Annotated in this window: 20 protein-coding genes and 3 pseudogenes; 9 read left to right on the top strand and 14 right to left on the bottom strand. The window is 61.3% G+C overall.

The genetic code is table 11. The features are described 5' to 3' along the window. Positions 1 to 169 precede the first annotated feature (169 nt). On the top strand, positions 170 to 877 hold the full coding sequence (locus HWX36_RS31585; RefSeq protein ID WP_175957749.1) for an MgtC/SapB family protein: 708 nt from the start codon (positions 170 to 172) through the stop codon (positions 875 to 877). 46 nt (positions 878 to 923) lie between these two features. Here the strand turns inward: HWX36_RS31585 and HWX36_RS31580 are convergent. Further along, positions 924 to 1643: pseudogene (locus HWX36_RS31580) on the bottom strand (autoinducer binding domain-containing protein). 73 nt (positions 1644 to 1716) lie between these two features. Between HWX36_RS31580 and HWX36_RS31575 the strand changes: the two are divergent. The 3 genes from HWX36_RS31575 to HWX36_RS31565 all read left to right on the top strand — a co-directional run bounded on the left by HWX36_RS31575 (position 1717) and on the right by HWX36_RS31565 (position 3799). After that, on the top strand, positions 1717 to 2160 hold the full coding sequence (locus HWX36_RS31575; protein ID WP_175957748.1) for a DUF4902 domain-containing protein: 444 nt from the start codon (positions 1717 to 1719) through the stop codon (positions 2158 to 2160). A gap of 214 nt (positions 2161 to 2374) precedes the next feature. Continuing rightward, positions 2375 to 2983: an acyl-homoserine-lactone synthase gene (locus tag HWX36_RS31570; protein WP_042976961.1), complete on the top strand. Its 609-nt coding sequence runs from the start codon at positions 2375 to 2377 to the stop codon at positions 2981 to 2983. Between the two features lie 51 nt (positions 2984 to 3034). Continuing rightward, positions 3035 to 3799, top strand: coding sequence for a hypothetical protein (locus HWX36_RS31565; RefSeq protein ID WP_175957747.1), 765 nt, complete (start codon positions 3035 to 3037; stop codon positions 3797 to 3799). 173 nt (positions 3800 to 3972) lie between these two features. Here HWX36_RS31565 and HWX36_RS31560 read toward each other — a convergent pair whose 3' ends face one another. After that, the gene (locus HWX36_RS31560) at positions 3973 to 4263 is read right to left on the bottom strand and encodes a hypothetical protein (RefSeq protein ID WP_175957746.1); all 291 of its coding nucleotides are present in this window, start codon (positions 4261 to 4263) and stop codon (positions 3973 to 3975) included. Positions 4264 to 4576: 313 nt separating this feature from the next. On the opposite strand from HWX36_RS31560, the gene HWX36_RS31555 reads away from it, so the two are divergent. Beyond that, the gene (locus tag HWX36_RS31555) at positions 4577 to 4963 is read left to right on the top strand and encodes a VOC family protein (RefSeq protein ID WP_175957745.1); all 387 of its coding nucleotides are present in this window, start codon (positions 4577 to 4579) and stop codon (positions 4961 to 4963) included. Between the two features lie 21 nt (positions 4964 to 4984). Here the strand turns inward: HWX36_RS31555 and HWX36_RS31550 are convergent, their stop codons facing one another. From HWX36_RS31550 to ribA, 8 genes are all read right to left on the bottom strand, one after another. Beyond that, positions 4985 to 5551, bottom strand: a complete 567-nt coding sequence (locus tag HWX36_RS31550; RefSeq protein ID WP_175957744.1) for a GNAT family N-acetyltransferase — start codon at positions 5549 to 5551, stop codon at positions 4985 to 4987. A 270-nt stretch (positions 5552 to 5821) separates the two neighbouring features. Then, positions 5822 to 6553, bottom strand: coding sequence for a Fic family protein (locus HWX36_RS31545; RefSeq protein WP_175957743.1), 732 nt, complete (start codon positions 6551 to 6553; stop codon positions 5822 to 5824). Then, a complete protein-coding gene (locus HWX36_RS31540; RefSeq protein ID WP_175957742.1) occupies positions 6507 to 7211 on the bottom strand; it encodes a hypothetical protein in 705 nt (234 codons plus the stop codon). Before HWX36_RS31540 ends, HWX36_RS31545 begins: the two co-directional genes overlap by 47 nt. Before the next feature lie 397 nt (positions 7212 to 7608). After that, positions 7609 to 8754, bottom strand: coding sequence for a Wadjet anti-phage system protein JetD domain-containing protein (locus tag HWX36_RS31535; protein WP_175957741.1), 1146 nt, complete (start codon positions 8752 to 8754; stop codon positions 7609 to 7611). Continuing rightward, the gene (locus tag HWX36_RS31530) at positions 8738 to 12067 is read right to left on the bottom strand and encodes an SbcC/MukB-like Walker B domain-containing protein (protein ID WP_175957740.1); all 3330 of its coding nucleotides are present in this window, start codon (positions 12065 to 12067) and stop codon (positions 8738 to 8740) included. The genes HWX36_RS31535 and HWX36_RS31530 overlap by 17 nt, the downstream gene beginning before the upstream one ends. Then, positions 12064 to 12825, bottom strand: coding sequence for a DUF4194 domain-containing protein (locus HWX36_RS31525; protein WP_175957739.1), 762 nt, complete (start codon positions 12823 to 12825; stop codon positions 12064 to 12066). Before HWX36_RS31525 ends, HWX36_RS31530 begins: the two co-directional genes overlap by 4 nt. Position 12826: 1 nt before the next feature. Continuing rightward, positions 12827 to 14326, bottom strand: coding sequence for a DUF3375 domain-containing protein (locus HWX36_RS31520; protein ID WP_175957738.1), 1500 nt, complete (start codon positions 14324 to 14326; stop codon positions 12827 to 12829). 1745 nt (positions 14327 to 16071) lie between these two features. Continuing rightward, positions 16072 to 16722, bottom strand: a complete 651-nt coding sequence (gene ribA / locus HWX36_RS31515; RefSeq protein ID WP_175957737.1) for a GTP cyclohydrolase II — start codon at positions 16720 to 16722, stop codon at positions 16072 to 16074. A gap of 177 nt (positions 16723 to 16899) precedes the next feature. On the opposite strand from ribA, the gene HWX36_RS31510 reads away from it, so the two are divergent. After that, positions 16900 to 17361, top strand: coding sequence for a CBS domain-containing protein (locus tag HWX36_RS31510; RefSeq protein WP_175957736.1), 462 nt, complete (start codon positions 16900 to 16902; stop codon positions 17359 to 17361). Between the two features lie 154 nt (positions 17362 to 17515). Here HWX36_RS31510 and HWX36_RS31505 read toward each other — a convergent pair whose 3' ends face one another. Then, the gene (locus HWX36_RS31505) at positions 17516 to 17845 is read right to left on the bottom strand and encodes a DUF4148 domain-containing protein (protein ID WP_175957735.1); all 330 of its coding nucleotides are present in this window, start codon (positions 17843 to 17845) and stop codon (positions 17516 to 17518) included. A gap of 512 nt (positions 17846 to 18357) precedes the next feature. On the opposite strand from HWX36_RS31505, the gene HWX36_RS31500 reads away from it, so the two are divergent. Then, entirely contained in the window at positions 18358 to 18756 is a 399-nt protein-coding gene (locus HWX36_RS31500; protein ID WP_006486027.1) for a GreA/GreB family elongation factor, read from the top strand. Positions 18757 to 18930: 174 nt separating this feature from the next. Here the strand turns inward: HWX36_RS31500 and HWX36_RS31495 are convergent, their stop codons facing one another. Beyond that, entirely contained in the window at positions 18931 to 20052 is a 1122-nt protein-coding gene (locus tag HWX36_RS31495; RefSeq protein ID WP_174932560.1) for a porin, read from the bottom strand. A gap of 607 nt (positions 20053 to 20659) precedes the next feature. Here HWX36_RS31495 and HWX36_RS31490 point away from each other — a divergent pair. Further along, positions 20660 to 21039: pseudogene (locus HWX36_RS31490) on the top strand (YXWGXW repeat-containing protein). A 487-nt stretch (positions 21040 to 21526) separates the two neighbouring features. On the opposite strand, the gene HWX36_RS31485 reads toward HWX36_RS31490, so the two are convergent. Then, positions 21527 to 21913, bottom strand: a complete 387-nt coding sequence (locus HWX36_RS31485; RefSeq protein WP_175957734.1) for a helix-turn-helix domain-containing protein — start codon at positions 21911 to 21913, stop codon at positions 21527 to 21529. 291 nt (positions 21914 to 22204) lie between these two features. On the opposite strand from HWX36_RS31485, the gene HWX36_RS31480 reads away from it, so the two are divergent. Continuing rightward, positions 22205 to 22681, top strand: a complete 477-nt coding sequence (locus HWX36_RS31480) for a nuclear transport factor 2 family protein (protein WP_175957733.1) — start codon at positions 22205 to 22207, stop codon at positions 22679 to 22681. 186 nt (positions 22682 to 22867) lie between these two features. Here HWX36_RS31480 and HWX36_RS37445 read toward each other — a convergent pair. Next, positions 22868 to 22986, bottom strand: a pseudogene (locus HWX36_RS37445) (IS630 family transposase); the annotation flags it as partial.

The following is a 22986-nucleotide window of genomic DNA, read 5'->3' as shown; positions in this document are numbered from 1 at the left end:
CAGTTCTCCTGCCGGGCTCGCGTTCCGCGAGCCGCACACCTCCCGTTTCACACTGAATGACGCATTCGCGCGGTACAGTACCGCGCGATGACGGCCATCTTCGCGTCGCCTTCGGCCTTGCGCCGCTGCGACGCGAAACGGCACGCGCACCTTGCACGGCAGGACAACCATGACTTTCGATTTCGCACTCCGTCTTTTCACTGCGTTCGCCTGCGGCGTCGCCATCGGCCTCGAGCGCCAGATGCGCCAGCGCACGGCCGGCCTGCGCACCATCACGCTCGTCGCGAGCGGCGCATGCCTGTTCGTCACGCTCGGCGTGCTGACCGGCAACGGCGTCGCCGGCGTCACGCAGATCGCCGCCTACGTCGTGTCGGGCGTCGGCTTTCTCGGCGGCGGCGTGATCATGCGCGACAAGGGCTCGATCCAGGGCATCAACACCGCCGCGACACTGTGGTGCTCGGCCGCCGTCGGCGTGCTGTCCGGCTCCGGCCATTTCGTGCCCGCACTTGCCGGCACGGGTGTCGTGCTACTCACCAATACGGTGCTGCGCGGCGTCAGCCAGGCGATCAACGCGACGCCGGTATCGAACGCCGATCTCGTGCGCGAATACCAGATCACCGTGATCTGCCTGACCTCCGACGAAGTGCACATCCGCACGCTGCTGTCGAACTCGATGTATGCGAAGCCGCTGTCGTTCCAGAGCCTCACGAGCGAGGACGTGCCCGACCAGCCGGACCGGCTGAAGGTGACCGCGACGCTGAAGCTGCATCCGAAGGATCAGCAGAAGCTCGAGCAGATCGCGAGCCGGATGAGCATGGAGAAGAGCATTTCCAGCGTGAGCTGGACCGCGAAGGAAGCAGAGCCGATGATGGAGTGAGCCGTCTGGCGGCAGCAAACTCTCGCGCTGCCGCCCTCGCTCCCCGTCAGGGCGTCTCGATCAGCCCGGCCGAGATTGCCTTGACGACCGCCTGGACCTTGTTCGTCGCGCCCAGCTTCTCGAGGATGTTGTTGACGTGGAAGTTGACCGTTCGCTCCGAGATGCTGAGGATCTGGCCGATTTCGCACGCGGTCTTGCCCTCGGCCGTCCAGCACAGCACCTCGCGCTCGCGCGCGGTCAGCGTGACGCCCGCCGCCGGCGCCAGCTTCGGCACCATGAAGCGGCTCATCAGCGAGTGCGACAGGTTCGCGAGCCAGTTCGTCTGCAGCGTCAGCATGTTGATTTCGGCCGGCGTCAGCCGGTCGGCATGGCGGGCGATGCTCAGCAGGCCGAACGCGCCGCGCGCCGCCCAGCTCGACTGCGCCACGCCCACCGACAGCCCGAAGTCACGCGCGTCCTGCCACAGCGGGCACGGGGCGATCCGGTCGACGTCCGGCCAGACGATCATGTTGGTGCTGAGCGCGCCGTCGCGAACCGTCGAGTCGATCTCGATGTAGTTCTGCGCCTGGTAATGCGCCATCCAGCCGTCCGGATAGGTATTGAAGATCGCAATCGCCGGCTTCGAAACAGGCAGTGGAACGCGAATGCCGTAGCAACACTATTCGAATCCCAGCCGTTTGGAATAGGCGGCAATCCGCTGGAAGAGCTGCTGCTCGTCTTCCGCGGCGCTGAATTGTTGATAGGCATCCTGCCAGCGCAGTTCCATTCATTCTCCGACAACGTCACGCTGTCATACTTGTCAGGTTCCAGCCCCCGTTCGAGGCTGATACATTCCGCGCATGACTTCACCTTTGCTGCACCCGGTCTCCGGCCCGTCCCCGGACGGCTACGTACGCCTGTCAGAAGGCGCACTGGCCGTGCTTGCGCTCGACCATGTCGCAAGCGGCCTCGACGCATCGCTGCTTGCGGAATTGCGCGACAGCGCAATCGACGCACGCCTTGCCGGCTATACCGAATGGCATCGCCCGGCCAGTGCCGGCGTCGCTTACGTGACGATCGGCTGGGACTGGTATCTCGAACGCGCGACGGGCACGTTCGTGATCGCGGGCGGCGACGTCCGCAGCAACGTGATGGCCATCGACGCCACGGGCGCCGACATCGGCATGTTCCGCACAGCCGCCGCGCTCGCCGCACGGCTCGCGTGCATCGACTGGCCCGCCGCGGTCGCGTCGGCCCTGCTCGGGCACAACGACGCCTATCATGCCGGTCCGACGCTCCAGTGACAACTGGCTGCGCATCTATTCCTCTGACAATTTCCGCGACGCTGGCGCTCTTTATAAGCAAAAGCGGCACGGTTTTCAATCCCGTTGATCAAGAAACCGTTACCACGTCCTAAACGACGTCTTTCCAACGGCACCCTGTAAGAGTTACCAGTTACAGCCCCCTCGTGCTGCGCGATGTAATGCGTGCATACAAAAGCACAGATCCGAGGACACCATGCGGACCTTCGTTCACGAGGAAGGGCGGTTGCCACACGAACTTGCAGCGGATCTTGGGCGCTATCGGCGCCGTGTGTTCGTCGAGCAGCTTGGTTGGGCGCTCCCGTCGGCGAACGAAAGCTTCGAGCGCGACCAGTTCGATCGCGACGATACCGTGTACGTGTTCGCGCGAAACGCCAGCGGCGACATGTGCGGATGTGCGCGCCTGCTGCCGACGACGCGCCCGTATCTGCTGAAGTCGCTGTTCGCCGACCTGATCGCCGAAGACATGCCGCTGCCGCAATCGGCCGCCGTCTGGGAGCTGTCCCGGTTCGCGGCAACCGACGACGAAGGCGGGCCGGGCAATGCCGAATGGGCCGTGCGCCCGATGCTCGCGGCCGTCGTCGAATGCGCGGCGCAGCTTGGCGCACGGCAGTTGATCGGCGTGACGTTCGCGAGCATGGAGCGGCTGTTCCGCCGGATCGGCATACACGCGCACCGCGCAGGCCCGCCGAAACAGGTAGACGGGCGTCTGGTGGTCGCGTGTTGGATCGATATCGATCCGCAAACGTTTGCTGCACTAGGAATCGAGCCGGGGCAGGCCGCCCGGCAAGCCATCGCGGCCTGAACCGAAACGCGCGTTTCTGTCCGGGCGGCATCGTAACGAAGGAGAATCAACGTGGACCAGTCTCAGGTCTTTCGCGCGATGATGCCCGGGTTGACGAGCGCCAACGGCGCCCGCATCGCAGTCGCCTACCCGTCGTTTCCGCGGCCGCTGCCGCTCGTACGGCTCGACCGTCGCGGCCTTGTGTTCCGTGCCGCCGGCGCCGCGCCGCTCGTGTGCGGGCTGCCGCGCGCGGCGACGCTGCTGGTCGCCGACGAACCACTCTGCTCGCTGCGCCTCGTGATCCGCGACATCACGCCGGCCGGCGAAGGCCGGCATGACCTGACGATGCAGCCGTCCGGCGCCGCCGGCGACGAATTGCTGTGGCATGCGTTGCGCGATCGCGAGCCCTACCGCCGGATTCGGCAACCGCTCGCGCCCGTCGACACGTCCATCGCCGCCGGCGGCGAGCCGCACGCATCGGCCGGCGAAGCCGGGCCGCGCCCGTCACGCAGCGCGGCCTTCCGGCTGCCGTGCCACAGCGACGCGCTGTTCTTTGCCGACTGGCTCGAATATCACTTCGACGAATTGCGTGCGCTGTCGCAACAGCATGGGCCGCAACTGCAGCTCAACCAGCTCGAGCGGCAGGTGGCCGACGACGAGGTCGGTGTGCGCTTCGTCTACGACATCGATGGCCATGCAACGCGGCACGCGCTGACCGACTGCGCGCGCGAGGCCTGCGCGTGGATCGAGACGGAGATGCGCGACAAGTACGCGTTACCGGTCGCGCAGGAGCGCTTCAGCGCCTTTGCGGCCCACGCCCGGGCTGGCGGCATGTGATGCGGCGCAACAGGAAGTTGTATCGATACAACTAGGGCTTGCCATGACTCGGGTTTTCCCTTAAATTTGCGTTTGTCTCCTCCATGTCTCCAAACATGGATTCAGCCCGCTCAATGTAGCGGGCTTTTTTCTTGCCTGCGCGAATTTCGGGGACACATCTCGTTCCGCCCCGCCTAACCTGCCGGGCGCACACCGGGCGGCCGCGGCCAGTAGTGGTGCACTGCAAATATCAGCGCCACCGCCGCGATCATTGCCAGCAGCAGGTACAACCAGCACTTCTTGGTCGTTGGCAGGTCTGCCAGCGCGCTCACGTCGCCCGTCAGGGCCATCAACGCGACCATACAGAGTCCGGCCAGCATCATCGTCCCCTTGGCCACCCATCCAAAGGCAACCTCCAGCACGCCCGCCCATCGCGACTGGCGATAAGGGCCGGCAACCGGCCGACGGAGATCGGGGTTACCCATTTGAGGCCTCTCGTCGGGGATACGCACCTCGGCCCATCGATCGGCAGGCCGAGGCGAAAGCAGGACGTCGAAGGTCGTCCGGACAAGCACCCGCTGCAACGGGGTGCGCGCATTTGATCGGAAGCGTCATGTTTTTTCTTTCGCGAGACGAGGTACGACGGTTCGATTCGTTTGGCCGAGAGTTTGGCCAAAACGAGCCCATATCGTTCAATACGATGAACATGCGCCGAGGCGCGATCCATTCGCCTCGCGCAAGCCGGATCGATCGGCCGGCTTATCATTGACCGGCCCGCCAGTCGCCCCCGAGGCCATCTTGCACGCCCATCTGCGCATTGCCCGCCCGGTCAGCAACCTCGCCCGCACCGAGCGCATGTATCGCGACGCTCTCGACCTGTCCGTTCTTGCGCGCTTTGAAGATCACGACGGCTTTTCCGGCGTGATGCTCGGACGCGAGGGCCTCGACTATCACTTCGAATTCACGCACTGCCCCGACCATCCGATCGCGCCGTCCCCAACGCCCGAAGACCTGATCGTGTTCTACCTGCCCGATCGGCCGGAATGGAAAGCCGCCTGCGCGCGCGCCACGGAACATGGCTTCATGCCGGCGACGTCGTTCAATCCGTACTGGGAAATATCCGGCCAGACTTTCGAGGATGCCGACGGCTACCGGATCGTGCTGCAGAACGGCACGTGGCGCTGACAGGCAAACACGCGTGAGCCGTTACGCGCCGGCCAGACCGGCGGCGCGGGCGGCATACACGACGTGCCGGCGCAGCGCATGCCCTTCCGGCAACGCTGGATGGTCGAAATCACGCGCAGGCTGACGCTGCATGCCGAGCCGCTGCATCACGTGCCGTGATCGCAGGTTGGTGTCGGCCGTCCACGTGAACATCTCGCCGAGCCCGATCCGATCGAACCCGTCGGCCAATGCGGCGGCGGCCGCTTCGGCAACATAGCCGTGCCCCCAGGCGTGACGCGCCTGCCGCCACACGATCTCGACGCACGGCGCCATCGGATGCGTTGCACGCACTTCGTGCGACAGGCCGCACACCGCGATCAGCATCGCATCGGCGCGGCGCTCGATCGCCCACGGGCCGAAACCGTGTGCATCGAAATGCGCGTCGAAGCGCGCGATGGTGTCGCTCGCCTCGTCAACGGACATCGGGCCGCGCACGAGCCATGCGGCTACAGCCGGATCCGCGCGCATCGCCGACAGCGCACCCGCATCCGTCGGCTGCCAGCGACGCAGCGTCAGTCGCTCGGTTTCGATCTTCGACGGTGTGGACATGCGGGAGACGGATCGTTCAGGCGACGTAACGCGAGCGCCATCGCAAACCCGAAAGTGGAACGGACGAAGGGGAAATCGGGATCGCCGCTTCTGCCGGCGACGATCCAGGGAACAGGAGACGAGAAACGGGCGCCGGCGCGCTCGTGGCGGTTATTCGTTTTCTTCGAAGTAGTGAAATAGCCTTACCCAGCAAACCTGCTTGACGAAACTTACGCCAAAACCTACTCCACACATGCCGTGGAATTCGCCGCTCAGGGGGCGGCACCTCGCTCAATCCGCTCCACGCGCACGCTTCAACTCGAGGTAGTTCTGGTTTGCCACCGGGTCGTCCGCTCGGTATGCAACATTCGGAGCACTGCTTCCAGCCTCTCCGTTCAGGCCGCGCAATAACATGAGATGATCGCGGAGTTCGCCCCCGACAATGGGAGCGACCGACAAAGGCAGGAGATACGAGTCCAGATGCTTGCCTTGGGGATTTTCCAGTTCCCGGGTAAGCGCTTCGAGGTAATCGTCTTTCCGGGACGCATTCCAATTGATGGCGAAGCCTGCGCGGTGGCAAAGCTCTGCATGGATGAGAAGCATGGTACGACCGTTCCCATCGAGAAAAGGATGCCCCCAGGCGAAAGCGCCCATGACCATACCCGGTTCTGCGCGTATCGCCTTTGGATTGTTGCCCGCGGACAGTCCCCATTCGACTGCACGCTGGCACAATTCCGAAGCTTCGAACTGTATTCGCTGCCCCTTTCCGACCAATCGCCCGACACCAAGAGTATGGCGATCCTGGCCCGCCCACGGGTAAAACTCACTGAACAGGATTCGATGAACTTCAAGGAAGTGCTCGTAGGCGATCGGACCTTTGACTGCGTGAAGGTACGCCAATGCCGCTTCAAGGTTCGACTCGAAGAACCCATGTTCGATGTACTTGAGTTCGTCCAGATCCTTGATACCTTCAACGTTACGCAGGTAGCCCCTGGTGTCGTAGTCCCCGAACGGATCGAACACGCTTGATCTCCCTTATGTGATTCGCCATCAATCGGGCAAACTGCCGGCCGTCAATCCGATCCTGCTTCTTGAGTGCAACCAGCAGTTTGCCCGTGAGATCGAGCTCGACATCGTCACCCGCGGCTCGCGTTACTGCTTCGGCGAAATCATCGATGCCCGAGCGCCGGAATTGGATACCGTAGGCTTGAGCAAGCCGCTCAACAAACTTGCCGACATTTCGGGTTGGCAGCTTGTCGATATCTGCTGGTAGCGTCGGGGCTGCGCCCTTCTGTGGCCTTTCATGTTGACCGACGTACCGCACAGTGATGTTGTCCCAGCCAAGCTTGCGAGAAATCCGGCTCGTGCCGGTATTAACCAGGCAAACGGAACGACCGTTTTCGTGCTGAATTGTCACATCAAGCACCTCGACGCCCAGCTTCCCTAGTGCCTCACGCAACAGTACCTCACCTCCGACCACGGATCGCGCGTTGCCGTCGAGATTCAGACCAGTCTTAGCATAAACGCCCGCACCAAGTCGAATGAGGCGCCCGTCGGCAACCAAATGCTGAAGCGCAGCACTCAGGTGTGACGCACTCCCTAGGCCGGCCAATTCACGTCGAAGCACGACGTTACCCGACCGCTTCTTCAACGACATCAAAAGCTTACTGTCCAGATTCATCCGTCACCTCCTGATCCAGCGCACGAGGTTTCATTATAAACCACCTAAAATTCCTTACCTACCAATGGGTTACCGATTCAATATTTGCCGAGCCGACGACATAATTTGTCGGGCGGATGCCTCTTGAGGTGCTTCAGACATCGATGCAAAAATCGCTGATTGGCCTAGGTCGCAGACAGAGAACCGAGGTCCCTTACAGCGCACCGCAAGACTCGACTGAGCCCGCTGTTCGTACTGCCGTTCGGTCCGGGCGGCTCGCTCAGCAATCGCTGGAGCAAGACGCGGATCTCGAAGATGTAGGCGGACGCCCATGGCTGTGCGGACGCGATCGCCCCTGGCGCAATCCGCGTGCACGGCAAGGACCTATGCTGCGGGTACTTGCTCAGCAATGGTTACCTTACGCTCGATACCACGCGTGCAGGGCTGCTCCCACAATATCTTTCGGCAAGAATTCTTGTTCCAGACGGCCCCGCTCCTGCCCCAATAGATACTCGAAGAAGGCGCCTTCGTCCTCGGTTAGCCCATCAGGCCGCGGCCCATCGACTGGAATGAGCTCACGCACGGCCAAATCAGCCGCGTACTGTTCAAAGCAGTCCCGATTCATCAGCAGCGCGCTCACGGACGGAATAGCCTGGCGCACTTTCCCCAGCATTTTCAGGCCCCAGGTGTCCATATCCCCCCAATATGCTACCCGCTTGCTCGCGAGCCACGGATCATGCGTCCAGCCCAAGCTGAGCCCCGCCCCGAGGATCGCCACGGCATCAGGTAGTTCCGCCAACTGGTGAAGCGACTGTTCGTTCTCGACAATGATGATGTGGCTGACCCGCTGCGGAAGCTGAACAAGTTCACCGGCTCGGATGCGCTGCTGGCGAAACGGCAATATTCCGGCCGCGAGCGGCACGACCAGCAACCAACGCTCGTCCTCCTCGGGCGCACCGAGGAAGGCCTCGAGCCCCAGTTCGGAGACTTGTCCGTCAAAGCGAACGTCGAGCATTTGACAGAGCAATGCCCGGTGCCGCTCGAAGAATTTGCTATCGATATTGCAGACACTGAGCGCCCGCAGCGGACGACCTTGCGCACAGCCGGGCAATAACGCCAAGGCCACTTCCCCAGCCTTGATGACCTCGTGCACCGGACGCTCCATCACCAACCTCCGCTGACGCACTACCAGTGTACGAAACTGTGCGTCCATGTGCCGAGCCAACTCACCGAGCCTTTTGTACTCGGCGGCAATCGTAACATTCTGGGTCGCACGCACCCACTCCGATGGATTCCTCAGTTCCCATCGGTGCGGCAGTTGCACGGGCCTGTCACCCGCACGGTAGGCAACGGTTTCCCAATGCACGATGCCAATCTCAACCGCTCGCCAAGCATCGCAATGCCGTTTAACAGTTTCCGTCTGCTCGGTAAAAGCCTTGGGACTGGGTTTGCCAATCGGCAATTGCAGCGGCCAGGCGTCGGGGCTAAACAGCCGCGCCTCACGTTCATCAGCCGATTGCCACGCCCGGGCTAGGCGGGCAGCCATATCATTCGGTGATTTCATCGCGTCCGATCATCTGCCGGGTCCGTGCAATAGCATCCAGTTCCTCCCAACTCAAAGACGTCATCGTGGCCTGCAGTCCTTTTCGATGGATCAGAATGGCTGAGCGCGTGTGCGCTCGAAGTAGACGCATTTCCTTGTTCGGCGTCACAAAGAGCGGATGGAGGCCAAACTCTCGCAGTGCTGAAATGATGCGCCCTGCCACCGCCTGCGAACTCTTCGAGAACGCCTCGTCCAGCACGATGGTGCCAAACAATGGGCGGTCCTTGCCATCCGGACAGAGCGCATAGCTCAATGAAGCGGTCAGAATGTAGCTGGCGATGATCTCCTTTTCTCCACCGCTACCGCCTTGAGATCCCTTGCGGGTTTCGAAAACCGCCCCCGAACTGCGGTCGATCACGGACACCGCAAACTGTAGCCGATAGCGTGGGTCCAGAAGCGCTCTCGCCCCCACGGTCGTGCGGCGCTCGCTCGCGTCCCTCATGAGCCTGACGACCTCGGCTAACGCCTTGAACTGGCTCTCACCCTGATCGTCTTGCAGCGTCGCGGTGCGCAGATTGCGTTGCGCCTGCTCAAGCGTTCGCAGACTCTCATGGATGACCCGACGTGGCTCGAGTTGCAGATACCGCCCCGGCTGAAAGTCGACGCGACGCATCGTGGCGTTCAAATCTTCGATCCGCTCGACGATGGTCTCGACCTCGTTATCAATACTGCGGAGCAACTGCGTCACCCCCTCGTCCGAGGATTGATTCAGGTACCCAAGGAAACGATCCAGCTTTTCGGGTAACGCCTCATCCCTGAGCACCCGCAGTCGCTCCAGGTACTGTGGCACGTCCTCGACTTCCGTGCCGACCTCGGCCAAGGCGCCAGAGTCAACACCGCGCGCCGCGCCCATGCTACGAACCAATTGCCGCTCCTGATCGTTGATCTTTGTAGCGAGTTCGTCGAGCCGTGCACGCAACCGAACGCCGATTTGCGTCTGCTGCTGCGTGAGTGCATCCACCGTCTGGACGCCCGCGAAATCAAAGTGTTGCCCGACCAGCGCCATCTCGACAGTATCCAGCCCCTCGCCAATTGTTGCGAATGCGCGTTCGCGCCCACTGGTGGCAGTGTCATACTGCCCCTGGAGTTTGGTCTGCTGTTTGATACTCTCGTCGCGGGCTCGACTGGTCTTCTCAAGTTCCACGCGAACGTTTTCCCACGCCTGCTTCGCCCTCGCCGTATCCGACGCCGGATCCGTCAGGACCGAAAGACGTCGGGTGGAGTCCGCCACCTCACGTTCGGCCTGCGGCACATCGATGTCCGCAAAATTGATCGATACAACACGGTCAAGCATTGCGCGGCGAACCTGCTCATCGCTGACGCGCGCCTTCGCTACCTCAAAACTTGCCGTATATTCAGTGAGTTCGCGCACCGTCTCCTCACACTGACGCTCAAGCGCCTCGAGAAGGTCCTTGTTGTCAAAGCCGGTAAGCCATCCTTGGCTCAACGGCGTCTTGTCCTGCTTTTCAAAAAAGCCGCTCTTACCCGACATGAGCCCCTGCGCGGTCATACCATGCGGCGTGTGTTTCAACACCTCGGGTGACGGCACGCAGTGTCGGTCGATTTGGGCAAGTAGTCCTTGGACGGCTTCCCGATATGGATGGTCCTTGAAGTTGAGCTTCCGTGTGAAGCCGTCGGCCAGGAATTCGACAGGGCGATCCAGCTCCATCACTTCCACGAGACGAACGTGCAGTCGGTTGTCACGGCCATTCACCCATGAAAGCGCAGGCTTCATGCGCGAGGCCGGAATCATGATGCGCAACCGATGCCCACCCATCGCGCGCTCAATCGCGCCACGCCATGCAGACTGCGACTTTTGCACCTCGACCAGTTCCGCAACGAAGGGCAGATCCTCATCGTCCAGGTTCAATTGATCGGCAAGATCCCGTCGGAACTGCTGATACGGCGGCGGTATGTTAGAACCCGGATGTGACTTTGCGTTTGCTAGGCTCGCCTGCCTCTCTGCAAGCACCTGTTCAGTGGCCGACTTCGCGGCCCCTCGGGCGTATGCTTCGCGCTCCACCGCCTGGATCGTGGCAGTTGTCGAAGCGAGCAGCGCCTGCGCACTGGCCTCGTTCTCCTGGAACGCCTCCGGGGTAAGCGTTTGGCTGAACTGAAGCTTCTTTGCGATCAACAGATAATCGTTCGCGTGGCGTTGAACCGTCTCCAAGTGCTTGCGTTCGGTCACAAGCTTGGCTTCGATTTCTTCGATGCCACTACCGCCATCCCGAAGATAGATGTCGCGCAGCCGTTGCGCCTCTAATTCGAGCTCTTTCGAATGATGGGAGTGGGCTTCGATCTGTCGCTCACAGCGCGCCTTCTCCTGTCCAAGCTCGCTTTCCCGATCGACCCATAATTGATGCTCGCGCAATGCAACCGCGATCGGCAAAAGCGAGAGGAGGTAATCCTGAAGGTCGTGCTGCTCGAGTCTCTCCGCGCGCTGCATCCAGCCCTTTTCGATCGGAACCAGCGAATCGCGTTGCTTTCGTGCCGTCTCCAGCTCCTCGCGAATCTCCGCGAGATTGTCGAACTCGGACGCCACCTCCAGCGCCCGCTGAAAGGCCGATCGATCGTCCAGCACCAGATCCCGGAAGAGGTCGTCAATGCTGTTGAGTTGCTTCAGGCCTGCGGCCCGATTAAGCAGGGTAAAGGCGTTCTCGCCGACCTCGAAGATGCGACGCAACTCTAGGACGTACGCCTTCTTGCTGTCGCATACCGTCAGAATGCCTGAACCCGTCCGCTCGTGTTGCTTGAGTGCCCGCTTGCCCCCGGCGTTGTGCAACTCCAGCAGCTCATCAAGGCCAAGCTCCGCGCCCCGCACGATCATCCAAATCCTGTCGAGTTCGGTGGCCGAGGAGCCGGTTCCCTCCAGTGAAAATAACCCGGCAATAGTCAACGTGTCGCTGCCATTGCCAAACGTCGCCGCAATCGCTGAAACGGTCTTTCCCGGCCTGGCGATGTGGTCGGTGTCGCCCTCACGCCCCGCACCGGAAACCCCACGCACATACGACACAAGGTCACGATCGCTTTCGTGCCCTCCGGTCGACGCGAGGTTGTAGCGCGGCTGCGCAGCAATCAACGTCATCAAGGCGTCGACGAGCGTGGTTTTACCGCTACCCGTTTGGCCGATGATCGCAGTGCCTTCGATATCGATCTCGGCCTGATGGCGCCCGCCAAAAGGGCCCCAATTGAAGATATCGAGGTGGGTGAGAATGAATGCCGCTGGCGGCAACAGCGCGTCAATAGTGCGAGGATCCGAGTTGGCCATCATCATGCCCTCTCCCCGTCATCTTGCACCGGCGCCCGCTCATCCGCGCGCTCTGTGTCTGACGACGCCTGCTTGAGTGCCTGCAGCAATCCCAGCAGGTTCTCGGGATTCGCAAGATGAACAATAATCGGGCGAATCAAGAACTGGTCCTGCGGGTCAACTTCCGAGACGATCCCATGCGGCTTGAGTTTGTCGAGCAGATTGCGCGCGCGCTGGAGTTCCCGCGTGTCGCTCCCCATGTTCCCAAGGTAAAGCTGCAGTTGAGCAGCAACATCCTCGACCAGCGCCGGCGCATCTGGTACACCGATGCCGCACTCCTGCTCATGAACCAGATAGTGCTGCCGCAACAGGGCAACCAGGAGCGATTGCTCCAGCGTCAGGCGCTGACGGCGGACCAGGGGATGAGACCATTCATCGTCTTCGGAATCGCAGCAGTACGACTGAGGGACAACGAGGAAAGCCAGCCCGCGAATGTCGTCGATCTTGAGCACCAAATCCAGCGGCTCCAGAATGCGATTGATGTCAGCACAACTCGTCACCGCAATCCGGTAGAGATTGGGTTTGCGAGCAACCTCTAGGAAACCGAACTTGAGCAGTTCCTGACATACATCCTTCACGTCACGGGGTGTGAAACTAGTCGTCTCGGCAGATGAGCCGGCGTCGGATTCGCTGACCTCGTCATTGGCCGCCGACAGCTGCGCGACCTCATCCACCTCACCTCCCTCTTTCTTCGGCGCCGTCAGCGTATCGAAAATGCTTACCATCTTATAACTCCATATCCAGGCCGCGCAGGTCCTCGAAACCGAGCGCCAGGAGAGGCACGTTAAAGCGCAGCGACACACCATCACGCCCCACCACATCAACGCTTTCCCGCTCCCGGTCCATCGAAACTCCGGCTTCCCGCGCCATGCTCAACCAAAGCGCAATTGTTTCCAAATCGTGCGTCGGCGGTAGATGCAGCGCCAGCTCTGCGATCCCCATGCGCGTGCCGCTTTGTTCGAGCAGCGCCACCGTACTCTCATACAGCGCCTGCCGGTCCAAACCGTCGAAAGCCTCCCAAAATTCGTCGTCGATGGATCGCGGATCCATTCTTTGCGCTTGCAATTCGAGCACGAGTTTCGCTTCGTCCTCGATGACTTTGAACCGGATTCTTTCGACGAGTGGCAGTCCCGCCACGGAAATCGCAACGGGCGGCAATGGGCCCTCCGTGCCGCGCACCGAGGCGCTAGCCCAGTCGAGCGTCAGCGCTTGCTGCAGCACGTCGCCTATCAATTCGCCGACCCGGTGATGCTCGACCGCCAGTCCCGTGCGGAGGAAACCCTTGACATCACGCTCGCTTCTGGCTCTTGCGCGGATGACCGCAGCCGATTCGTCGATCAAACGGATGATGAGCCAGCGCAACTCATGTTGTTGACTGGGATTGAGCGCCGAGCGGGTGACGGGATGCAGGATAATCTGACGCAAGCGATGCTTCATCGCGTCTAGTTCGGCTGAGCGTCCCAACTGCTGCTGAAAACCGCGAAAAACCTTTCCTTCAGCAGTTTCCAGTAGTTCGTCATGGCTGTTCAGTAGTTTGTCCACGATCGCACCCCGGTGACCGCGCTCGCTAACGATCGACTGTCGCAGCGCCTGATCGGCCTCCCGGTACGAGTCTTCGACCCGGCGAAAGTCGGCGCGCAAACTCGTGGCTAAATTGTAGATTTCGCGGATACCCTCGATGGCCTCCGACTCTGTCATCGCACGCACGTTACCCGTCTTGACGTCTTCTAGTTCCCGCTCCAACTCCTGGATTTTGCGCTGCAAATACCGCGATCTGCTCCGACGATCCGGATTCAGGTTGGATTCGAGATTTTCGATCTCGCGTTGCACGATCGACAGTCGTGACGCCGTCGAGGTCATTAGGCGCCCGTCCAGGGCAGCGACAAATCGCAGCGCCTCCTCCAACGCATCGGTTGCATAAAGGCGCCCGGCCCGCTCAATCAGCAACGAACGACGGATCCACCCTCGCAGCTCCTTGCGCGCCAGCACCGCGTAATCGCTCTCCGGGTCAACACCAAATTCGTCGGAATTCGCGTGCTGCTCCAATACAGCGGCAAGCATCTGTTCGGCCGCCTCGACCTCAATGCCATCGTGACTCTTTTCAAACAACGTCTGCAAGCAACTCAGCACGAGCGGCGCGCTACGCGCCGCCAATAATTGCCAAGCGGGGTGTTGACGTCGCGACTGGACGTACTGATGCGTGCGCTGCTTCCAATCCAGATCCATGCTTTTCCGTGCCAATCGTAAGGTGCAGAAGCCGACGACGCAAAACCACGAGTGATCAATCTTGTGCGAACGACCGCATCGGAACGCCGCCGGAGTGCTAAAGCCACCGCCTTCAAGTCCGCAGGGCGTATTGTCAGAATATTGCCACGGGAATGCTGTGCAGAATACGTCACGTCAGATCCCGGGATAGAACGCGTCCAAACAAACTGGCGTGACGGGAGGGGCGCCATCGGTGGCAACCTTTATTCTTGGTAGTGGGTATGGCCTTAAGCAAGGCTTCGAACTCCGGATGCCAACCGACAGCCCCTAACCCGGACAGATATAAGTAGCATCCTCGGATGAGCCCTGGTTCTCATACTTCTGTCAATACGCCGAACTTCTAACGGAGCCTTGAAGGACGGCCAGTCTTGAAGGGCGCGCCGGTAATGCGCCTTGATCTCGGTTTGCGCCTCGCTAATATTGAAAGCATTGTGACAAACCGTTACGCGATCTATCAAGCCGACGTGTTCAGTTGGCGTCGCATCGTGAAAGCTCTCGCAGTCTTCCGCTCACGCTGCGTGAGGCCATTCCGTCTCCGGTTTGCCAGCGTTCTTCACTTTTTTGAGGCTCATTCCGGACGCGTTCAGACTCCTTCGTCAACGCCGCAACGAGCTCAGTTTGATCTGAGCCTTTGTTGAGCACACAAATTTCGAGCTTTGAATCTTTCCGAAGTACCGCAACGGTCGCGAGAACAAATTTCGATTGAGAAAACAGCCGAGCTTGCAGCATTCAAGCCAGACCGTCAACGTACGGCAAACGCCACGACTCATGATTCCGATGGTTTTGTTCGTATCGAGACTCTGTTTTAGCTGATGGAACTCGCGTTTGCTGCTTTTTCAAGATACACATCGCCCCCGACTCAATACTGACGCTAACGTCCTCGTGATTGATTGATAGCAGTCGCAAGGCATATACAGCTTGATAGTAGCGGCCCAAAGCCAAGTCAGCTGCTGAATGCGCATCAGACGAATACATGGCTCCTGCCGAATATTTGACTTATGTATTGAGCATAGACCTGCTCACGACCGCCGATCACCTCGAGGCGGCGCAACTTGAATTATCAAACATCGGCGGCAACTGTAAAGCTTGCTTCTGGCTGCCGTTTGTCAGGTAAGTGTAGCCTCTCGCTACCATCGAATCAGCAAGGATCTGATAAGCAGGCCAGCCTCAGTATCGTCGGCGAGCCACGCTTGCTAGCAGGGTCATCCAAGCGAGTCTCTCCCCTCCGACTATAGCGGCATTCCTCAGCCAGCAGGCCGACCATCACCTGGCGGCACGCTTCTCGAACGTTCCCCTGTTTTACGGGCAAGTGCACTTGCTGCGATGATTGCCCTGGCATCGCGGCGATGCGAGAAACGTCGTCGATTCCCGGCGTAGGTTCTTGCGGAAAGCGATATGTGGCGTAGGTTCTCCCCCAACAGGAAAAAACCTACACCGGTGTAGCCGGCCCAAACAGGGGAAGGCGAATGGAGATTAATCGATTCAACGCTGGCCCCACACACAAATTCTTTTAAATTTATGACCTTATATTAAACACCAGAACACCACACCGTTACTCGTCAATCCGGATATTATCCTCTTTTCATTCGCTCATTATTTTCCGGCATTCGACAAAGCAGGCGTCATCGCACCACGAAAACATCAAGATATCCTTATTTTTCAACGATCTAGAAAATACACAGGCGTTCACTCAAATGTCCGGCGAACTATTCGTTTTCCTCGAAGTAATGCCCGAACTTCGTCTGCTTCGTGCGGATATAACGCTCGTTTTCCTCGCGCACGGGCACCGCAAGCGCCACGCGTTCGCAGACGGGAATGCCGTGCTTCGCGAGCGTGTCGAACTTCGCCGGGTTGTTGCTCATCAGTCGCACCGACGTCACGCCGAGGATCCGGAGGATCGCGGCGGCCGAGTCGTATTCGCGGGCGTCGTCGGGCAGGCCGAGGTCGAGGTTCGCCTCGACGGTGTCACGCCCCTGCTCCTGAAGCGCGTACGCGCGGATCTTGTTACTCAGGCCGATCCCGCGCCCTTCATGCCCGCGCAGATACAGCAGCACGCCGCGGCCTTCGGCCGCGATGTAGCGCAATGCGAGATCGAGCTGCTCGCCGCAGTCACAACGGTACGAGCCGAACACGTCACCGGTCAGGCATTCGGAATGAAGGCGCGTCAGCACGGACTGCTCGCCGGCGACGTCGCCCATCACGAGCGCGAGATGTTCGGCATCGCTGCCGGATACGCGGAAAGCGTACGACGTGAACGTACCGTAGCGCGTGGGCAGCGACGCGGTGGCGACGAGCGTCACGCACTCGTCGGCCTGGCCATTGCCCGGCGCGGGCGATTGGGGACGCGAAGACATCATGAATTCAATCGAAACGTTCAGGAATGTAGGAGTTGTGTGGATAGTGCGTGACCGGAGTTTACCGCTAATCTGGAATCGTCACGCGACTGCCGCCACCTGCGCGGCTATACTGGGCCCATCGGGTGACAAGCATCACGTCCTGCCTGCCCAGCATCGACCTGCACACGGAGAAAGCGAATGAGCACGACTGTCGCGCAGCTTCTCAAGGCCAAGCCGGATTCGGGCCGCACCGTCTACACCGTCACGAAAACCGATCTCGTCTACGACGCCATCAAGCTGATGGCGGAAAAAGGCATCGGCGCGTTGCTGGTCGTGGACGGCGACGACATCGCGGGCATCGTCACCGAGCGCGACTACGCGCGCAAGGTCGTCCTGCAGGACCGCTCGTCGAAAGCCACCCGCGTCGAGGAAATCATGACGGCGAAGGTACGCTACGTCGAACCGTCGCAATCCACCGACGAGTGCATGGCGCTGATGACCGAGCACCGGATGCGCCACCTGCCCGTCCTCGACGGCGGCAAGCTGGTCGGCCTCATCTCGATCGGTGACCTCGTCAAGAGCGTGATTGCCGATCAGCAATTCACGATCAGCCAGCTCGAACACTATATCCACGGCACGCCCGCAGTCACGTCCGCCTGACCCGCTCCAGCAAAAAAGGCCCAAACGCGCGAGCGTCTGGGCGGAAAGCCGCCGGAATGCGGCGACGGAGGTTCTGCTCCTGCGGGCGAATGACGCGCACAACTGGTGCGCGTCTCGTCGATTAAGCGGTACGCGCGGGCAGACCCGGGGACGTTCAGTTGCCGAAGTAGACCGAGTTCACGGGATTCGCTGCTTCCCGCGTCATGCGACGGCCCGCTTGGCCGGCACCCGTTGCCACGGCGCCGTAGCCGCTCGTATCGGCTTGCGCGAGCATCGGCTGGTTCGGTTGAATGCGTTGTTCGGCGGCCTGGATGTTGTCCGGATACTGCGAATCGCTCGCCAGCGGCTTGTAGCCGTTCTGTTCGAGTTGCACGAGCTCGGCCTTGACCTGGTCGCGGGTCAGCCCCTGGTCGGACTGTGCAAACGATGCGATCGGGGTGGCAAGGACGGATGCGGCGATGGCTACGTAGATGATCGACTTCATGATTTACCTCCGGAGTATGTTCTCTTATGACGTCGCCTCGGCAGGACTGTCTGAAGCGAATGAATGCAGTGTAGTTCTCGCCCACCCAAGGGGAAACCCTTGGTTTGAACATACAGCGTTGCGGTTTTGACAAAAATCGCCGGCATACTCCGAGCGATATCGGTGCAACTTGCTTCATCTGCACAACAATCTCTGACGAAATGCCAACAGCCAGATCACATATCCCGAAGGTTGTGTTGTAGAATCGTAAGGTTTTATTCAACAGTCGATCTTCCATCCACCATGTACGCGCTCACGCCCCTTTCGGTTTCGCCGTCCGGCCCGGCCGGCGTGCGCGCGTGCGCCGGTTATCCGGCGCATCCCCTCGCTCGACGCACGGCCCAGGCGCCGCTCGCCCCTGCCCGGCGCCTGATCTGACGGCTCGGTCTCCTCCCGGAGCCAGGTCAGACAGGCTCCGGGCGATCCCCATAGGCATGCCACGCCTGCCCCTGCCGATCATTTGGAGAACTGCCATGAAACAACGCCTTTACCAGTTGACCGAACTCGACGTTGCTCGCCTTGAAAAGCACGCCGAACACAACCCGCGCTTCCAGACGATGCTCGATACGCTGCTTGAGCGCGCCGACATCGTCCAGCCCGATGCCATCAAGGCGAACGTCGTCACGATGAACTCGCAGATCACGTTGCTCGACGAAGCGACCCAGGAACAAGCCACCTGGACGATTGTTTATCCGGACGCCGCCAATCTCGAGCTCGGCCGCCTGAACGTCTTCTCGCCCGTCGGCATGGCGCTGCTGGGCACCCAGCGCGGCCAGATGGTCAAGGTGATGCAGCCGAGCGGCGCCGAAAAGCTGATGAAGGTCGCCGCGATCGTGTTCCAGCCGGAAGCCAACGGCGAATACACGCGCTGAGCCACCTGCCGGCGGCACCGCGCCGCAGCAGTGCACGACGAAAAAAGCGAGGCATCTGCCTCGCTTTTTTGCGCCCAAGCAATGCGTATCGCCGACATCACGTTCCGCATATGAAAAAAGGCGCCCGAAGGCGCCTTTTTCGATGCTGCGAAGCGGGTTACCCCGCCGTCACGCTTAGAAGCGGTGACGCAGACCAACCGTTGCTGCGGTTTGGTTGATCGACGAGCTCGGCAGGTTGTCGCTGAAGTTGCTGCCGTTGTAGATCGATGCGCCAACGCCGTTCTTCGCTGCACGCTGGTACACAGCTTGTGCGTAGACGTCCGTGCGCTTCGACAGTGCGTAGTCAGCTTGCAGACCGAACTGGTTCCAGTGCGTGCTGCCGTTGTTGATCTTCGCGTTCGTGTACGTGTAAGCAGCACCCAGGCCGAGAGCCGGCGTCAGGTTGTACTTTGCGTTGACTTCGTAGTTGTCGGTGCGGACCGTACCCAGAGCACCGGCTGCATTGTTGTCGAGACGCGCTTGCGTCCATGCTGCGCCGACTTGTGCCGGGCCGAATGCGTAGCCAGCAGCAGCGCCGTACGTGCGAACACGGCCTTGGCTAGCGATGCCACCGATTGCCGACGACGTCGCGCCGTTTGCGTTGCTACCGTCACCCAGGTTCGCTTGCGAGTATGCAGCTGCCAGCTTCAGGCCTTGGTACTGGTATGCAGCGCCCGCGCTGTACGCACGGTTGTTGCCGAAGTTCGTGTTGTTCGAGAACGAGTACGTGCCGCCGAATTGCAGGCCAGCGTAGTTCGCGCTCGTGAACTTGATCGTGTTGTTCGCTGCGACATCACCGGTCGTGCTCAGACGGTCGAGGTTCAGCGGGTGCGCGAAGTACGTGCCGCCCCACGAGCCCGTTGCCGTCAGCGGCGCCAGGTAGTCTTGTGCTGCGTCATACTGCTTACCCAGCGTGACCGTGCCGTACTGGCTCGACAGGCCGACGAATGCTTGACGGTTGAACATGCCGCCGTTGTTGCCCAGCTTGCCGTCACCGATGCCGAAGCCGCTTTCCAACGTGAAGATTGCCTTCAGGCCGCCACCCAGGTCTTCCGAGCCACGCAGGCCGAAACGGCTCTGGTCAATGCCCGAACCCATTGCGAAGCGCGACTTGCCAGCTTGGCCGAGTGCCGGCTGGACGTTGCTCGTGTAGGTGATGCCTGCGTCCAGGACGCCGTACAGCGTGACGCTGCTTTGTGCGTGAGCGACGGTAGCAAACGATGCTGCAGCTGCTGCAACGATCAGAGTCTTGTTCATTCGTGGAGCTCCCTTCTAAAAAGAGGCAGGTCTCGCGACCTTGTTCATAAACGGTCTGCAACCGCCCGGGAGCGCCATCGATCCTGCTGGCAGCGCCCGGATAGTTGCCCGTTTGGGAACCGTGAGTTTAGGGGTGTACCCTAGGGGCGCGATCCGCAAATAAAGAAATAAGCTTTTCCAGAACTAGAAATAATAGAAATGGGGCCGCGTTATAAGTATTTGTTTTGACAGTTGTTTTTGGCTTCTTGACAGGGGCTTTTTGGAGGCTTTCATCGCACCATTCTTTCATGTCATCGTCTTGACGGTTGCATAGAAACAACAAACGGATCCGATGCGACACCCCAAAATCGGCAAATTTTACCCATTCTGGTCTCGAATTTCAGGCGCCGGGCACCTAAAACGCATCCATCAGCCAGTAAACTGGCCCGTCATTCGTTCAGCGGATCACATCCATCCGTCAGCCACCCATACAGAAAGGCCGTTCTCCACCTGCGACGGCTCGCCTGCCTGCCGTGACAGGCGGTAACAGCCTTAACCGCTCGCGTAACCCGGCCGGCCGACTGGCAGGCTAATGTAAGGCAGCCTCGGATACAGAACAGGACACGCCATGAATCGACGCTCGTTGTTACGCGCCATCGGATTGACTGCCGCCCTCGTCGGCACCGGCGGCTGGCTCCGCGCCGCCTCGGCCCAGCCCGCGCCGCCCGTGTACCGCCCGTCCGGCCCAAATCGCGTGCCTGGCGGCCCGCCCTATCCGGACCGCCCGGGCTTCGCACCGCCGGCCGCACGGCACGGCACGACCGCCGCCCGCCCCCGCCACGGCCGCACGGCTATATATGGACGGACGGTTATTGGCGCTGGCAGCGCGGCCGCTATATATGGGTACCCGGCCGCTGGGTCGCAAGGCGCCCCGGACGCCGGTGGGTGCCCGGCTACTGGCGCCGCCAGGGACAGGCGTGGATCTACGTCGACGGTACGTGGCGATAGGCAGGCCCCCGGCCCGGCCGATGGCAGGCCCGGAGCCGGGCGGCGCGGGCGAATCCGCGCCGTTCGGCCCCGACATCATGGTGCGTGGCAAGCATCCCCGCGAATCCTGCCCCCCACCCCGATTCCGGCGCCCAAACCGGTGCCGAGGTATCCAGTCACGCACCTCGACCATCGGCATGCCCGCCGATCTGCGGCGCACCACCCCGTCTCGACTGGATCCTGCCGCACCCGTCGTGCACCATGCGGTGGAAGACTGCCGTTGCGGTCGCCCCCGCGCATGCCCTTGTAAACGGGGCACCGCCAGCACATCGCCGCATGCGGGACGAATGGAACGCACTGCAACATCGGCGCCCCCTCTCAACCCGACAAGATCATTCGGATAACGAAATCACTCAACGGCGATGCGCATGCTGCCATGCCGTGCCACGTCTCGTCGCGCCCGATCCGCAGCACGCCGCCCCTCGACGAGACGGCGCAAGCGCGCCGCTCAGCGCCCGCCGCCCTCCAGGTCCCGTGCACGACGTCGCGCGATGCAGATCGCGCGATGATGTTCGTCAGCCCACCGGATCATCGCCTGCATCGGCGTCAGGAACGAATGCCCGAGCTCGGTCAGCGCATATTCGACACGCGGCGGCACTTCTGCGAACAGCGTACGGCTAACGAAGCCGTCCTGCTCGAGGCGCTTGAGCGTGCGCGACAGCATCTGGTTCGACACATCGCCGATCGTACGGCCGAGTTCATTGAAACGCATCGTCCCGCCGGACAGCGCCTCGAGCACGAGCAGGCTCCACTGGTCGCCGATGCGGTCGAGCACATCGCGAATCGGGCATGGCTGATCGAGTTCGACGGGTTCGTCTGCGGGCAGGAACGACATGACTGGCTTCTCTTTCAAGGGCAACGCATGGTCAGCGCGGTGTGACCTGTTCACACCGCGCTGACTTCTTGTGACGAATTCGCGGCAACTGTACCATTCGATCGGCCCGACAGCCGCGTGGATTCGCCAGTTCAACGAAGCATGACGACGGCCCGCGGCCTCGCTTCGACAAGGCTCGTGTATCCGCGACCATGCGCCGTCGCCCGTGCCCCGCCGATCGCCTCGGCAGGCTCGACCCGCCGTCGCGCATCGCGCACCAACCCACGCTTCGTCAGACAAGGAACCCGCTACATGTCATCGCTCCGCTCCCCCGTTCGCGCTGTTGCCGCGCTCGTCCTGCTGGCCGCGTCGACGGCCGCGCTGGCCACCGGCCCGGCCACGCGCGACCTGGCCGCCGAGGAAGCCAACCGCCAGCTCGTGCTGACGTTCTACGACCGCTTCTTCAACAAGCACGAAGCCGTCGAGGCCGCCGTCGTCGTCGCGGACGACTACAAGCAGCACAACCCGCACGTACCGGACGGCAAGAAGCCGTTCGTTTCGTACTTCGTCGGCGCGTTCCAGAAGAACCCGGCATCGCGCGCACGCATCGTGCGCAGCGCAACCGACGGCGACCTCGTCTACCTGCACGTGCATGCGACCGAGCGTCCGGGCGATCGCGGCGAAGCGGTCGTCGACATCTTCCGCGTCAAGGACGGCAAGATCGTCGAACACTGGGACGTGATCCAGTCGGTACCGGAAAAGTCCGCGAACGCGAACACGATGTTCTGACGCGCGGGGCCGGCACGTGGTGCGCAACGATGCGCACCCTCCGTCAACGGACGCTCGGACGACGGCGCGCTGCTGCAGCGGTTCGAACAGCGCCTGTCGGCCAGCGGCGCGGCGCTGTCGCAGCGCGAACGGCTCGTATGCCGCACGGTGCTGCAAGGCCAACCCATCCCGCAGATCGCCGATTCCCTAGTCCATTGAACCGGATGAATTGCACCGGATGCGTCGAGTTGGATCGGAGTACTTCCACTTCAACGGGGCGGCCTGCTTGTTGTATTGGCGGATGTAGCGCATGAGCTTTTTGTCGA

It is taken from the genome of Burkholderia sp. BCC0405, assembly GCF_902833075.1.
Classification (GTDB): Bacteria; Pseudomonadota; Gammaproteobacteria; order Burkholderiales; family Burkholderiaceae; genus Burkholderia.
The sequence above is the reverse complement of the archived record's forward strand: the minus strand, read 5'-3'. Positions and strand labels throughout refer to the sequence as shown.

What these genes read in the sequence shown, in the direction of transcription:
- HWX36_RS31585 (WP_175957749.1), top strand. Translation starts at nt 170, where the DNA reads ATGACTTTCGATTTCGCACTCCGTCTTTTCACTGCGTTCGCCTGCGGC.
- HWX36_RS31570 (WP_042976961.1), top strand. Translation starts at nt 2,375, where the DNA reads ATGCGGACCTTCGTTCACGAGGAAGGGCGGTTGCCACACGAACTTGCA.
- HWX36_RS31510 (WP_175957736.1), top strand. Translation starts at nt 16,900, where the DNA reads ATGAGCACGACTGTCGCGCAGCTTCTCAAGGCCAAGCCGGATTCGGGC.
- HWX36_RS31525 (WP_175957739.1), bottom strand. Translation starts at nt 12,825, where the DNA reads ATGGTAAGCATTTTCGATACGCTGACGGCGCCGAAGAAAGAGGGAGGT.
- HWX36_RS31535 (WP_175957741.1), bottom strand. Translation starts at nt 8,754, where the DNA reads ATGAAATCACCGAATGATATGGCTGCCCGCCTAGCCCGGGCGTGGCAA.
- HWX36_RS31505 (WP_175957735.1), bottom strand. Translation starts at nt 17,845, where the DNA reads ATGAAGTCGATCATCTACGTAGCCATCGCCGCATCCGTCCTTGCCACC.
- HWX36_RS31495 (WP_174932560.1), bottom strand. Translation starts at nt 20,052, where the DNA reads ATGAACAAGACTCTGATCGTTGCAGCAGCTGCAGCATCGTTTGCTACC.
- HWX36_RS31575 (WP_175957748.1), top strand. Translation starts at nt 1,717, where the DNA reads ATGACTTCACCTTTGCTGCACCCGGTCTCCGGCCCGTCCCCGGACGGC.
- HWX36_RS31530 (WP_175957740.1), bottom strand. Translation starts at nt 12,067, where the DNA reads ATGATGATGGCCAACTCGGATCCTCGCACTATTGACGCGCTGTTGCCG.
- HWX36_RS31485 (WP_175957734.1), bottom strand. Translation starts at nt 21,913, where the DNA reads ATGTCGTTCCTGCCCGCAGACGAACCCGTCGAACTCGATCAGCCATGC.
- HWX36_RS31500 (WP_006486027.1), top strand. Translation starts at nt 18,358, where the DNA reads ATGAAACAACGCCTTTACCAGTTGACCGAACTCGACGTTGCTCGCCTT.
- HWX36_RS31540 (WP_175957742.1), bottom strand. Translation starts at nt 7,211, where the DNA reads ATGAATCTGGACAGTAAGCTTTTGATGTCGTTGAAGAAGCGGTCGGGT.
- HWX36_RS31550 (WP_175957744.1), bottom strand. Translation starts at nt 5,551, where the DNA reads ATGTCCACACCGTCGAAGATCGAAACCGAGCGACTGACGCTGCGTCGC.
- ribA (WP_175957737.1), bottom strand. Translation starts at nt 16,722, where the DNA reads ATGATGTCTTCGCGTCCCCAATCGCCCGCGCCGGGCAATGGCCAGGCC.
- HWX36_RS31520 (WP_175957738.1), bottom strand. Translation starts at nt 14,326, where the DNA reads ATGGATCTGGATTGGAAGCAGCGCACGCATCAGTACGTCCAGTCGCGA.
- HWX36_RS31480 (WP_175957733.1), top strand. Translation starts at nt 22,205, where the DNA reads ATGTCATCGCTCCGCTCCCCCGTTCGCGCTGTTGCCGCGCTCGTCCTG.
- HWX36_RS31560 (WP_175957746.1), bottom strand. Translation starts at nt 4,263, where the DNA reads ATGGGTAACCCCGATCTCCGTCGGCCGGTTGCCGGCCCTTATCGCCAG.